The following is a 12,867-nucleotide window of genomic DNA, read 5'->3' as shown; positions in this document are numbered from 1 at the left end:
GCCAGTGAGCAGTCCGACGGGCAGTGCGGAGGCAGGTGGTGCGTCGTGGCATCGATCGGTAGAAGCGTGACCCTCGGGGCAACCCTGACGCTCGCGGCGACACTCCTCGCCGCCTGCGGCACCCTCGGCACCGACACCCGCACCATGGCCCGAGCCCTCCCCGCCGACGCCGACTTCACCCACCCCGGCGTCCTCGTCAGCAAGTCCCAGCTCAACGCCGTACGCAAGAACGTCACCGCCGGCAAACAGCCCTGGCTGAAGGCCTACCTCTCCATGAGGGACAGCCCGTACGGCTCGTACCGCTACACCCCCAAGCCGACGGAAACCGTCGCCTGCCCCACCCAGGGCACCCCCAGCCCCGCCTGCCTGGCCGAACGCCGCGACGCCATCGCCGCCTACACGCAGGCCCTCCTCTTCACCGTCACCGGCAAACAGCAGCACGCCACCAAGGCCGCCGCCATCATGGACGCCTGGTCCGCCAAGCTGAAGCGCCACACCGGCGGCAACGCCGCCCTCCAGGCCGCCTGGTCCGGCTCCACCTGGGCCCGCGCCGCGGAGATCATCCGGCACACCCCCGACTCCGGCTGGCCCGAGGACCGCGTACGCCGCTTCGAGGACATGCTCCGCACCGCCCACCTCCCCGAGGTCACCGCCCGCGTCCCCGACTTCAACGGCAACTGGGACCTCGCCATGACCGACGCGGCCATCTCGATCGCCGTCTTCCTCGACGACCACCAGACCTTCGACGACGCCCTGACCCGCTTCCGCGCCCGCGTCCCCGCCTACTTCTACCTGGAGAAGGACGGCGCCCACCCCCGCCCCCCGAAGGGCGGCACGATCGACACCCCGGCCGAGATCTCCACGTACTGGTTCCGGCAGAAGACGTACAAGGACGGCCTCACCCAGGAGACCTGCCGTGACTTCCGCCACGTCGGCTACTCCCTCGCCGCCACCGCCCACATCGCCGAGACCGCCTGGCACCAGGGCGTCGACCTCTACAGCGAGATCAAGGACCGCCTCAAGCCCACCCTCACCCTGCACGCCCGCCACCAGCTGGGCGCCCCCACCCCCGGCTGGCTCTGCGGCGGCAGGACCGACCGCAACCTCGGCCCCCACCTGGAGGTCGTCGTCAACCACCTCGACCACCGCCTCGACGACTCCGCCCCCGCCGAGGCCCGGAAACTGGCCCGCCGCACCCGCCCCGCGGGCACCGACGACCGGCTCGTCTCCTGGGAGACGCTCACCCACGCGAGCAACCCCGGATAAGGGTGTGCGCTGACCACCCCGCGGATGGCGTACACTGGAATCACCGACGCGGGGTGGAGCAGCTCGGTAGCTCGCTGGGCTCATAACCCAGAGGTCGCAGGTTCAAATCCTGTCCCCGCTACTGAAGGCTCAGGGCCGGAATCCAGTACATGGATTCCGGCCCTGAGTGTTTTCCCCGGCGCTCGCACCAGGGGCCGCCCCAACCACCCCCGCCACCATCACCACCCGTGATCGGACGAACGCCCTCCGCATAACAACTGACACACGGTCAGAACTAACACGCCGTCACCAAACCCCTCCTCCCACGGTCAACTCGCCCGATTTTCGCCGCTCATCGCCCCGTACGTCCGCCCGGATTTCCTTAACGATCAAGAGGAACGGCTTGGAAATCAGCCCCGGGTTCTATTAACGTCCGATAACGCAGCGCGGTCGTCCCAGCCGTCACAAGAGACGGCTCCGTGCGCACGCGCCGAATCCCGCGAGGGAACCGGGGAACCACCACCCTGGGGTGAATCGCGCGTCAACCGCCGTAGGAGTACGGCTGGTTTACGCGCGTAGGAGACCTTCCTGCTCCGAACCCGTCAGCTAACCCGGTAGGCGAGAAGGAAGGAAGGAGTACGCCTACGTGGCGTCCAACCGGCCTGGCACACCCGCCCCACCGTTCGTGCCCGCCCAGCGCCAGCAGCACTCCGACCCCGACTTTCACCCGGGTACCGGAACAGCCACCGGCGAAACCTTCGTCTACGGCGCCGACCGCACCGACGAGGGCCCGTGGGAGGAGTGGAACCCCACCGCGGACTCCATCCGCCCGGTCCGTGGCCGCCACCGCGTCAGCAAGCAGCGCGGCGGTGGACTCGCCCGCAGCTCCACCGTTCTCGGCGTCGGCGTCATAGCCGCCGTCGGCGCGGGCGGCATGGCCACCGCGCAGACCGGCAAGCCGCCGGTCTCCATCTCGATGCCCGACCTCCCCTCCGTGGGCTCGCCCTTCTCGAGCGACGACGAGGGCGCCGACGACACCGCCGAGGCCAGCGCGGAGGCCGTCGCCCCGCTCAGCGGCGTCGGCGTCACCACCACGGACACCGCCCAGGGCACCACCGACGCCGGTGAGGCACTGCGCGCCCGCATCATGGCCCAGGCCGAGCAGCAGCAGGACCAGGTCGACACCAAGGCGCAGCAGGCCGCCGAGGCCGCCGCCGCGAAGGCCGCCGCCGAGGCCGCCAAGAAGGCGGAGGAGGAGGCCGCGGCCAAGGCCGCCGCCGAGAAGGCCGCCGCGGAGGAAGAGGCCCGCAAGAAGGCCGAGGCCGAGCGGCTCGCCGAGCTGGCCCGCCAGTACACGCTGCCCACCTCCTCGTACACGATCACCTCGACCTACGGGCAGGCCGGAGCCATGTGGTCCTCCGGCTACCACACCGGCCTGGACTTCGCCGCCCCCACCGGCACGCTCATCAAGGCCGTCCACAGCGGCACCATCACGCAGGCCGGGTGGGACGGCTCCTACGGCTACAAGACCGTGCTCACGCTCGATGACGGCACCGAGCTGTGGTACGCCCACCAGTCGTCGATCAACGTCAGCGTCGGCCAGAAGGTCACCACCGGTGATGTCATCGGGCGCGTCGGCGCCACGGGCAACGTCACCGGGCCGCACCTGCACTTCGAGGTCCACACCGCGGGCTCCGAGGGCGGCATCGACCCGCTGGCCTGGCTCCAGAGCAAGGGGCTCACCCCCTGACCTGCCCCATCCGTGCCATCCCCGAACCCCGGCGGTCCTGGCGGCGACCCCCCGACGTCAGGGCTGCCGGTTTCCGGCCGCCGACCTGAACGGCCGCCGGGTTGAATGGGGACATGACTTCTCTCCCCCTGCGCAAGCTCGGCGCCTCCGACCTGGAGGTCTTCCCCCTCGCCCTCGGGGGCAACGTCTTCGGCTGGACCGCCGACGAGGCCACCTCCTTCGCCGTCCTCGACGCCTACACCGCCGCGGGCGGCAACTTCCTCGACACCGCCGACTCCTACTCGGCCTGGGTCAACGGCAACCGTGGCGGCGAATCGGAGACGATCATCGGCCGCTGGCTGGCGTCACGCGGCAACCGTGCGGACGTCGTCGTCGCGACCAAGGTCAGCCAGCACCCGGACTACCCGGGCCTGACCGCCGCCAACATCAGGGCCGCCGCCGACGCGTCGCTGCGTCGCCTCGGCACCGACCACATCGACCTCTACTACACCCACTTCGACAAGCCCGAGGTCCCGGTCGAGGAGATCATCAGCGCGCTGGACGACCTGGTGCGGGCGGGCAAGGTGCGGTACATCGCCGCGTCCAACATCACCGCCGAGCGGCTGAAGGCGTCCCTGGACTTCTCCGAGCGCGAGGGCCTCGCCCGGTATGTCGCGCTCCAGCCCCACTACAACCTGGTTTCACGTGGAACGTACGAGGGTGAGCTTCAGGATCTCGCCGCGGCGGCGGGTCTCGCGGCCGTGCCGTACTACGCGCTGGCCGCCGGGTTCCTCACCGGGAAGTACCGGCCCGGTACGACGGTCGACAGCGCGCGGGCCGCGGGCGCGGGCAAGCACCTGGACACCGCACGCGGCCGGGCCGTGCTCGCCGCCCTCGACGACATCGCCGCCGCGCATGACGTGCCCGTCGCCACGGTCGCCCTCGGCTGGCTCGCCGCGCAGCCGACGGTCGCCGCGCCGATCGCGTCCGCTCGTACGGTGGAGCAGTTGCCCGCGTTGGTGGGGGTGGCGGAGCTGCGGCTGACGGACGTGGAGGTGGAGAGGCTGACGGAGGCTTCTCGGGACGGCCGGTGACGGTGGCTCAGTACTGGTAGGGGTTGGGCGGCGGTGCGTACGGCATCGGTGCCCAGCCGTATACCGGCGTCGGCGGGGCCGTCATACGGGCCGCGTGGTCCAGGGCCGGGCGGGCGATGTCCTTGCGCTGCCACAGCTCGTGCAGGAGTTCCTGCTCCCGTACGACGAAGTCGGGCCCGGCCCGGCCCCGGTTGCCCCGGTGGCGCAGGAACGCCAGCTCGGTGGCGTACTCCTCGTACTGCGCCACCGCCCGGGCCGCGGGTTTGCCGAGGTGGTGCCCGGCGTACTCGCGGGCCATCCGGCGGGCCCGCATCGTGCCGAGCGCGTACGGCTCGGCCGGGGCCAGCCAGCCCGCGGCGGCGTAGGCGGGCAGTTGCTCGCGCACGGTGCGCAGTTCCCGCTGCCGGGTCCAGATGACCAGCCAGGTCAGCAGGCCGAACGAGGGCACCATGAACAGGCCGTACACCGCGAAGAAGCCGTACGGGCCGAGGGACGCCGAGCCGTTCCACAGGGCGTGCATGCCCATCGCGAGCAGCAGCCCCGACAGGGGGAGCAGGACGCGGCGCAGTCGCTGGCGGTCGGCGCAGAGCGCGGCGACGCCGAAGCCGAGGCCGGTCAGGGCGGTGAAGAGGGGGTGCGCGAACGGTGACATGACGATACGGACGAAGAAGGTCGCCGCGGTGACGGAGGCGATGCCGCTGTCGCCGGTGAGCTGGTCGGTGCCGAAGGCGGTGCCCAGATAGAGGATGTTCTCCGTGAAGGCGAAGCCCGTCGCGGTGACTCCGGCTATGACGAAGCCGTCGACGATGCCGGTGAAGTCCCTTCGGCGGAAGAGGAAGATCAGGAGTATGGCGGCTGCCTTCGCCGACTCCTCCACGACCGGGGCTATCACCGTCGCACCGAGGGTGTCCGCGCTCGTCGGGTCCGCGGTGGCGGTCGCTATCCACTGGGTGGCGAAGCTGTTGGCGACGATCGCTATCAGGGCGGCGGCGCAGGCGCCCCAGGCGAAGGCGAAGACGAGGTTGCGCCAGGGGCCGGGCGCGACGCGGTCGAGCCAGCGGAAGGCGGCGATGAGGAGGGGGACCGGGAGGACGGCGAGGCCGAGGCCGACCAGGAAGCCCTCGGTGCCGGTCTCCCTGCGGACGAGGGCGAGGATGACCAGGCCGGAGAGGGTGAGGAGGGCGATGAGGGCGGTGTAGCGGACCCAGGTGCGTTGCCACCAGCGGGGGTGGGGGTGCTGGTGGCCGTGCGCTCCATACGACTCGTACGTTCCGTATGGTCCGTATTGTTCGTACGATCCGTACGCTGCGTGTGAGGGACTGGTGGCCACGGCATCGACCCTAACGGGGGAGAGGCGCCGCCCCTGGTGCTCAGGCGCCGGTGGGGGGCTGCTGGTCTGCGAGCTGTACGCGACGGAAGAGCAGGTCGTTCACGACATGACCCTTGTCCAGTCCCTGGCCCTCGAAACGGGTGAGCGGGCGGTGGGCGGGGCGGGGGGCGAAGCCGCCGTCCGGCTGGGTGTTCTCGAAGGCGGGGTGCGCGGTGAGGACCTCGAGCATCTGCTCGGCGTACGGCTCCCAGTCGGTGGCGCAGTGCACGATCGCGCCCGGCTTGAGGCGGGTGGCGGCGAGTGTGAGGAACTCCGGCTGGATGAGGCGGCGCTTGTGGTGCCGCTTCTTGGGCCAGGGGTCGGGGAAGTAGACGCGGAGGGCGTCCAGGGAGTCCGGGGCGAGCATCTCGCGGAGGAGGATGATCGCGTCGCCGTTGCCCACGCGGATGTTGGTGAGGCCGTTGTGGTCGGCGAGGTTGAGGAGGTTGCCCTGGCCGGGGGTGTGGACGTCCACGGCGAGGATGTTGGTGCCGGGGTCGGCGGCGGCCATCTGGGCGGTCGCCTCGCCCATGCCGAAGCCGATCTCCAGGGCTACGGGGTTGGTGTTCCCGAACAGCTGGGCGAGGTCGATGACGGTGCGGCCGTCGATGTCGAGGCCCCACTTGGGCCACAGGCGCTGCAAGGCCTCCGCCTGACCTGTGGTGACGCGGCTTCTGCGCGGCTGGAAGCTGCGGATGCGCCGCTCGAAGTGCGAACCCGCCGGGTCGGCCTTGGGGCCGTCGGGGAAACGGGGCTCGCCCTTGGCGCGGGGTGGGGTGGGGTGATTGCTCAACGACTCAGACACAGTGCGCCCGATTTTACGGCCCGCGTCCATGCCCATGCCCATGCCCACGCCTGCGGCCGGTGGTGGGTCGGGGCCGCGCCGGGGGGTGTCCGTCCTCGGAACCGCGCGGGCTGCTAACTGGAACGGCTCCGGGGTTTTCCGCGCGAACCACTGCGGGCGGACACCCCCCGACACGTCCCCTTCCGTAGTACGGCGGCTGCGGGCGCGCGGTGGCTTGCCGCCGTAGCTGGGGCAGCGGGTCCGCACCCCGCCCCAGCTGCGGGCAGTCGTGCCGCTGGGGCGGCGCTCACCCTGGCACCTGCCTTAGCTGCGGGCAGTCGTGCCGCTGGGGCGGCACGGGTGGGCGCAGCGGCACCCCGCTCGCGCCGGGCTGCGTAAACGCCCCCCGACGGCAAGCGCAACTGGCGGCAGCCTTCGGCGCCGGGCGCTGGGGCCCTCGCCTCAGCACACCCCCAGCGCCCTCCGAGCCACCTCCCGTCCGATCGGCAGTGCCGCCGTCGCCGCGGGGGACGGTGCGTTGAGGACGTGGATCGTCCGAGGTGCCTCGCGGATGAGGAAGTCGTCGACCAGGGTCCCGTCCGGCAGTACGGCCTGCGCCCGCACCCCCGCCGCCGCGGGCGCGAGATCGGCCGGGGTGATGTCGGGCAGCAGGCGGCGGACCGCACGGGTGAAGGCCTGCTTGGACAGTGAGCGGTGCAGTTCCGCGGCGCCGTAGCGCCAGTGGCGGCGGGCCATGGCCCACATGCCGGGGTAGGTGAGCATGCCGCCGAGGTCGCGGGCGCTGAGCCTGCTCCAGGCGTAGCCCTCCCGGGCGAGGGCGGGGACGGCGTTGGGGCCGATGTGGACCGAGTCGTCGATGCCCCGGGTGAGGTGGACGCCGAGGAACGGGAACGCCGGGTCCGGCACCGGGTAGACCAGGCCCTGGACGAGTGAGGGGCGAGTGAGGGTGTAGTACTCGCCGCGGAAGGGGACTATCCGCATTCCGGGGTCGTCGCCCGCCATCCGGGCCACCTCGTCGCAGTGCAGCCCGGCGCAGTTGACCAGGGCCCGGGCGCGCAGCACCGTGCCGTCCGCCGTGCGGACCGCGACTCCGAGGGCGGGGCGGCGGTCGATCCGGACGACCTGGGCGCCGTAGCGGATCTCCGCGCCGGAGGCGTCGGCGAGCCGGCGGGTGACGCCGACGAAGTCGCAGACGCCGGTCGTGCCGACGTGGATCGCGGCGAGACCCCGTACGGCGGGCTCGTACTCCGCGATCTGCGCCGCGCCGAGTTCGCGGACCGGGATGCCGTTCTCCCGGCCGCGCTGGACGAGGGCGTGCAGCCGGGGCAGCTCGGCGCGGTCGGTGGCGACGATCAGTTTGCCGGTGACGGCGTGGGCGATGTCGTACTCGGCGCAGAACTTGACCAGCTCGGCGGCGCCGCGGACCGCGTAGCGCGCTTTGCGGGAGCCGGGGCGGTAGTAGATGCCGCTGTGGATCACTCCGCTGTTGCGGCCGGTCTGGTGGCGGGCGGGGGCCTGTTCCTTCTCGAGGACCGTGACGCGGGTGCCGGGGGCGGCGCGGGTGAGGGCGTACGCCGTGGAGAGGCCGACGATTCCGCCGCCGATCACCAGCACGTCGCAGTCATGGACGAGCACCTGCACCACCTCCCGCTTCGATAGTGCACTGCGCCACTGACAATCCCTTTAAACCCCGGCGGGACGCCTCTACGCCGGGGCCATCAGGAGGGGACGGGCGCGTTCCCGGAGTTCCACGACGCGTGGCTCGTCGCCGTAGGGTTCCAGGCGGTGGAGGAGGTCCTTGACGTACTCGGTGGTGCGGGCGGAGGAGATGCGTCCGGCGACCTCGACCGCGCGTACGCCCTGCTCGCAGGCCGCGTCCAGGTTGCCCGACTCCAGTTCGGCGACCGCCGAGACCACCAGGCGCAGGCCGTGGGAGCGGACGAACTCCTCCGTGGGCCTGGAGAGCGCCTGTTCAGTGAAGCGGCGGACCTGGCGGGGTGCCTTCAGGTCGCGGTAGCACTCGGCCGCGTCGGCGGCGAAGCGGTCGTAGGAGTAGAAGCCGAGCCAGGACGGGTCGCTGTCGCCGGGGCGGGCGCGTTCCAGCCAGCCCTCGGCCGCCTTGAGGGCGGCGCCCGCCGCCTGGGCGTCGCCGGCACGCGCGTGTGCCCGTGCCTCGACCAGGCGGAAGAAGCTCATGGTGCGAGCGGTCGCCAGGCCGCGGTTGCGCTCCAGCGCGGCCTGCGCGAGGTCGACGCCCTCGTCGCCGAAGCCGCGGTAGGTCGCCTGGAGGGACATGGACGCCAGGACGTAGCCGCCCAGGGGGACGTCGGCCGCCGCGCGTGCCAGGCGCAGGGCCTGGATGTAGTAGCGCTGGGCCGCCTCCTGCTGGCCGGTGTCGAAGGCCATCCAGCCCGCGAGGCGGGTCAGTTCGGCGGAGGCGCCGAACAGGGCCCTGCCGACCTCGTCGGAGTACGACCCGAGGAGGAGGGGGGCGGCTTCCACGCGTAAGCACTCGGGGACCATGGACGAACGCCAGTCGCCGCCTCCGTACTTGGAGTCCCAGCGCCTGGCGTCCTCGGCGGCCTCCCGCAGCTTCTGTACGTCGCTGTGGCCGACTTTGAGCGGTGCGCCTGAGCCCTCCGAGGGGTTGGCGTCGCGCGCGACCGAGCTGTCGGCCGGGGTTATCAGCCACCGTGATGCGGGCGTCGCGTACGCGCTGACCGCGAAGGAGCCCGCGAGGGACTGCCAGATGCCGCCGGACCCGGCTCGGCGCCCGGCGAGGTCGAGGCGGTACAGCTCGGTCGCCGACTTCACCGCCTGGCCGACGTCCCTGGGGAAGGCGAGGCCGACTTCGGGGGCGGGGTCCGCGTCCGCCAGGCCGATCTCGTGGAGCGGCACCGGGCGGCCGAGCTTCTGGCCGATGGCGGCGGCGATGAGATGGGGGGCGGCGCCCTGGGGCACCATGCCCTTCGACACCCACCGCGCCACCGACGTCTTGTCGTAGCGAAGAGTCAGACCGCGCTGTGCGCCAAGGTCGTTGACGCGTCGGGCGAGGCCTGCGTTGCTGATTCCCGCGAGGGCGAGAACGGCGCCGAGCTTTTCGTTCGGCCCGCGTTGCTCCCTGGACATGCGCCACCCCTCGACACAGACGGCTGCCGCGCTGGCATAACCACGCGGCATTCGTAAACCCAGCGTAGTTCGCCGCATCCCATGCGTTAAGAGGCATTGTTCCGGATGGCGGGATTGTGGTCCGTACGCGAGTACGGGGTCTGCACGCACCGTTGCGGCGTGCTCCTGTTGTGTGGCTGTGCGCCTGCGCGTGCGCTCTTCTCCGGCCACCACGGGAGCGATTCCATGGGCCTCGCGTGGGTCGGCCCGCTGTACTGGATCCAGCGGGCTGGGGGACACCCGCCGCCTTCATCCCCGCGGGCGGCGGACGGGTCCGGGAGGCGATGGCGCCTCCCGGACCGCGCGCCGTCGGCGGTGCGCAGAGCATGTACGGAGCGTGCGCGGACGGGGTCACGGCGGCTCGCCGTGATCTGGATTTGGCCGAAAATCGACCCCGTCGCACGAAGGTGATCAGCCCTCTCACCTCAGGAATTGAGGGCGCGTTGGAAGTTTTTGGGGAGCGTTCGGGGGCGCATTCGCGTCGGCGTGCGGATGGGTGGCGTTCGGCGCCCCACCGCTAATTCTCTTTTTCCGTAGGGCAGTTGAGGCGCCGCGGGCATTGAGCGGGATGCTTGGGGCGTCGTTCGCGCGCCGGTCGGTCATGGGTGCGCCGGGCGCACTCCGGGGATCGGAAGCGGCGCCGCCGACCCGCTCCGACGCGCCCTTCGTGGCAGCATGGTGAACCGGTTCGTGCGGTGCACTGGTTGTCCACAGCCTGTGGAGGCGGCGATGCGGTGGTTGGTGGGTTGGAGCAGCACCGCCGCGGGAACGGGCGCGCCCGGTTCGGCAGGTGCCACCGGGTACGACGGCGAGACCCTGCACCCGGTCGGCTCCCAACTGCTGTGGGGCGATCCCGATCCGCTGTGGGCGGTCGGCGACTGGCGGCCCGACGAGGTGCGGGTGATCCGGGCCGACGAACAGAACCGGATCGCCGTCCTCGGCACCTGCGGGGCCACCGACGAGGAACTGCGGCTCGGACTGTTCACCGCGCGCGGCGGCGCACTCCGGCACCTGACCGCCTGGCCCGGCAGCTACACCGCCGTCGTCCAGGTGGGGCGGCGCATCACGGTCTGCGGCGATCTGGCGGGCGCCCGGCCCGTGTTCCACACCCCGTGGGCGGGCGGCACCGCCTACGCCACGGCCGCGCTGCCGCTGGCCGACCTCATCGAGGCCAACCTCGACTTCGGGCACCTCGCCGCGTTGCTCGCCGCCCCCGACGTACCCGCCGCGGTGCACGACTCCACGCCCTACGACGGCGTGCGGCGCATCCCGCCGGGGCACGCGCTGATCCTGCGCGCGGGGGCCCGGGAGGTCGCCGGGTACGAGCCCGTCGCCTCGCTCGCCGTCGCGGCGCCCCCGGCCGACCCCGACCGCGCCGTCGACGCCGTACGGGACGCCCTGGTGGACGCCGTACGGGCACGCCTGTCGGCACCCCGGCACGTGCCGGACATCGACCCCGGGCCGGTGCCGGGCATGGGACCGGCCGAGCGGCGCGCCGCGCGCGGGATGCCGGTCCCGGGGATCGGGGCCGACCTGTCCGGCGGGCCCGCCTCCGGGACGCTGGCGCTGCTCGCGGCGGGGCTGCCCGGTATGCCGGGCACCGTGCTCGGGCACGGCACCGGGGCCGGGGAGCGGCTGCTGGCCGTCACCTTCAACGACCTCGCCGTCGGCGGGCGCGAGGCCGAGCTGGAGCGGGCTGGTGCGCTCGCCGCCAACCCGCGGCTGCACCACGTCGTCGTCACCGGCGCCGAGGAGACGCTGCCGTACATGGAGCTGGACGGCCCGCTGACGGACGAACCCGGGCCCAGCCTGGTGTCGGCCGCCCGGCACCGCGCCCGGCTCGCGGCGGGCAGCGCGGACCACTTCACGGGGTACGGCGCCCGGCAGGTCCTGGACGCCCACCCGGCCCGGCTGGCCGACCTGCTGATGGACCGGCAGCGGCGCCATCTGGTGCGCCCGGTGGCCGCGCTGGCGAAGGCGGACGGTTCGGTGCTGGTTCCCGCGCGCGTGTACGGCGCCGCGCGACGGCTGTCCCGGACGCCGTACCGCGCGGGTCTGGAAGACCTCGCCGACCGGCTGCGGCGGCGCCGCTTCGAGGAATCCGGAGGCGCCGTGGGGGCGTCGCTCGCCGCCCTCACCTGGGCCAGACCCGGACCAGCGGCGCGCTGGCTGACGGGTGAGGCGCTCGCTGAAGTATCGGTTCGCCTGCAAGGCGCCACCAGCCGCTCGGGCATCGGCCCCGGACAGCGGCCCGGCGACTTCCGGGCCCGCGCCGCACTCGCCCGGCAGGCCGCCGACCTGCGCGTCCTCGAACAGGCCGCCGAGATCCGGTCACAGCGGCTGCACGCCCCCTTCCTCGACAACCAGGTCGTCCGCGCCTGCCGCGCCCTCCCCGAGGCGTTGCGTGTGCAGCCGGGCGCCCGTGCCGCGATCCTGCGTACGGTCCTGGAGGGCGCCGGCGTCGCCGACCTGCCGTCCGGCTGGGGCGCCACCTCCCACGCCCCGGCCGCTGCCGCCGCCCGCGCGGGACTGCGGCTCGCCGTGGACCCGTTGATGGCGCTGTTCGGCACGCCCCTGCTCGCGCAGGCGGGACTGGTCGAGGCCCGGGTCGTCCGCAAGGCCCTGCGCGCCGCCGTACAGGGCGAACCCCTGCCCCTGGACGGGCTCGCCGACCTGGTCTCCCTCGAACTCTGGCTGCACCGCCTCCTCGCCCGCCGGGGCACCTGCTGGACGGGCACCCCCGCACGCGCGCGTGCCGTCCCCGCGGGCATCCAGCCCCGGCGCGGAGCGCTCGCCTCCGGAGGCTGAGCGGCGGGCGCTCCCGGCCGCCCTAGGCGCAGGTGAACCTCGAGTTCGCCCAGTCCGCCAGGGCCGCCGGGTCGAAGTGGCTGTGCGGCTCCACCACCAGGCGTACGGTCCTGCGGCCGGTGAGGTCCACGTGCACCGGGAGGGCCGGGTCGCCGCCCTTGACCATCCCGGACCGCCACAGCCGCGTTCCGTCGGCGTAGACGGAGAAGTAGACCTTGCCGAGCTTCATCGTCAGGTCGTCGACGCCGACGAGCGCGTCGTACGCCGTGCACGACCGGTTGAGGTCGATGGTGACCGACGACTCGCCGTGGACGGTCACCCCGCGCGCGTACTGCTTCCCGGAGATCGACAGGTCGTACCGCTGCCAGACCCAACTGCTCTCCCCGAGCCGCATCTCGGGCCGTGTGCCGTCGCCGGAGAAGTCGTACGACAGCTCGCTCCACTGGAAGACCTCGGGGGCGGGCGGCGGAGGAGGCGGCGTGGGGGTCGGTGCCGGTGTCGGCGTCGGGGTGGGCGTGCGCGTGGGCGTCGGTTCGGGGGTCGGGGTCGGTGTCGGGGCCGTCACCGGCACGATGACCGGTGGTTCCGGCGTCGGCGTCGGCTTGCGCGGCCACGGGGTCGGAGTCGGGGGCGCCCGCGGGGCGGCCCG

The 12,867-nt window shown here is 72.8% G+C and carries 9 protein-coding genes, 1 tRNA gene and 1 riboswitch; of the genes, 5 read left to right on the top strand and 5 right to left on the bottom strand.

Features of this window, described 5'->3' with window-relative positions; translation table 11 throughout:
• Positions 1–144 precede the first annotated feature (144 nt).
• The 4 genes from KBY47_RS35380 (at position 145) to KBY47_RS35365 (ending at position 4,068) form a co-directional block, all read left to right on the top strand.
• A complete protein-coding gene (locus KBY47_RS35380; RefSeq protein ID WP_210928632.1) occupies positions 145–1,266 on the top strand; it encodes an alginate lyase family protein in 1,122 nt (373 codons plus the stop codon).
• Between the two features lie 47 nt (positions 1,267–1,313).
• Positions 1,314–1,387, top strand: a tRNA-Met gene (locus KBY47_RS35375).
• Positions 1,388–1,723: 336 nt separating this feature from the next.
• A riboswitch (cyclic di-AMP (ydaO/yuaA leader) is annotated at positions 1,724–1,881 on the top strand.
• A gap of 10 nt (positions 1,882–1,891) precedes the next feature.
• Complete coding sequence (locus tag KBY47_RS35370; RefSeq protein ID WP_210928630.1) at positions 1,892–2,995, top strand: M23 family metallopeptidase; 1,104 nt, start codon at positions 1,892–1,894, stop codon at positions 2,993–2,995.
• Between the two features lie 113 nt (positions 2,996–3,108).
• Positions 3,109–4,068 (top strand): aldo/keto reductase, encoded by a 960-nt coding sequence (locus tag KBY47_RS35365; RefSeq protein WP_210928629.1) that lies wholly within the window; start codon positions 3,109–3,111, stop codon positions 4,066–4,068.
• A gap of 7 nt (positions 4,069–4,075) precedes the next feature.
• On the opposite strand, the gene KBY47_RS35360 is transcribed toward KBY47_RS35365, so the two are convergent.
• The 4 genes from KBY47_RS35360 to KBY47_RS35345 form a co-directional block, all read right to left on the bottom strand.
• Complete coding sequence (locus tag KBY47_RS35360; protein ID WP_210928627.1) at positions 4,076–5,398, bottom strand: PrsW family intramembrane metalloprotease; 1,323 nt, start codon at positions 5,396–5,398, stop codon at positions 4,076–4,078.
• 40 nt (positions 5,399–5,438) lie between these two features.
• Positions 5,439–6,242, bottom strand: a complete 804-nt coding sequence (gene trmB / locus KBY47_RS35355; protein WP_374103151.1) for a tRNA (guanosine(46)-N7)-methyltransferase TrmB — start codon at positions 6,240–6,242, stop codon at positions 5,439–5,441.
• 441 nt (positions 6,243–6,683) lie between these two features.
• Positions 6,684–7,886 (bottom strand): L-2-hydroxyglutarate oxidase, encoded by a 1,203-nt coding sequence (gene lhgO, locus KBY47_RS35350; protein WP_210928625.1) that lies wholly within the window; start codon positions 7,884–7,886, stop codon positions 6,684–6,686.
• A 60-nt stretch (positions 7,887–7,946) separates the two neighbouring features.
• The gene (locus tag KBY47_RS35345) at positions 7,947–9,371 is read right to left on the bottom strand and encodes an MFS transporter (RefSeq protein WP_210928623.1); all 1,425 of its coding nucleotides are present in this window, start codon (positions 9,369–9,371) and stop codon (positions 7,947–7,949) included.
• Positions 9,372–10,139: 768 nt separating this feature from the next.
• On the opposite strand from KBY47_RS35345, the gene KBY47_RS35340 reads away from it, so the two are divergent.
• A complete protein-coding gene (locus tag KBY47_RS35340) occupies positions 10,140–12,218 on the top strand; it encodes an asparagine synthase-related protein (RefSeq protein WP_210928621.1) in 2,079 nt (692 codons plus the stop codon).
• Positions 12,219–12,240: 22 nt separating this feature from the next.
• On the opposite strand, the gene KBY47_RS35335 is transcribed toward KBY47_RS35340, so the two are convergent.
• A partial coding sequence (locus KBY47_RS35335) for an NPCBM/NEW2 domain-containing protein (RefSeq protein ID WP_210928619.1) occupies positions 12,241–12,867 on the bottom strand: 627 nt, incomplete at its 5' end.

This window comes from Streptomyces sp. B93, from assembly GCF_018070565.1.
Classification (GTDB): domain Bacteria; phylum Actinomycetota; class Actinomycetes; order Streptomycetales; family Streptomycetaceae; genus Streptomyces.
This window is presented reverse-complemented; position numbering and strand designations above follow the sequence as displayed.

Bases quoted from the DNA above. Each gene is read 5' to 3' on its own strand.
- KBY47_RS35380 (WP_210928632.1), top strand. From the start codon at position 145: ATGGCCCGAGCCCTCCCCGCCGACGCCGACTTCACCCACCCCGGCGTC.
- KBY47_RS35365 (WP_210928629.1), top strand. From the start codon at position 3,109: ATGACTTCTCTCCCCCTGCGCAAGCTCGGCGCCTCCGACCTGGAGGTC.
- KBY47_RS35345 (WP_210928623.1), bottom strand. From the start codon at position 9,371: ATGTCCAGGGAGCAACGCGGGCCGAACGAAAAGCTCGGCGCCGTTCTC.
- KBY47_RS35340 (WP_210928621.1), top strand. From the start codon at position 10,140: ATGCGGTGGTTGGTGGGTTGGAGCAGCACCGCCGCGGGAACGGGCGCG.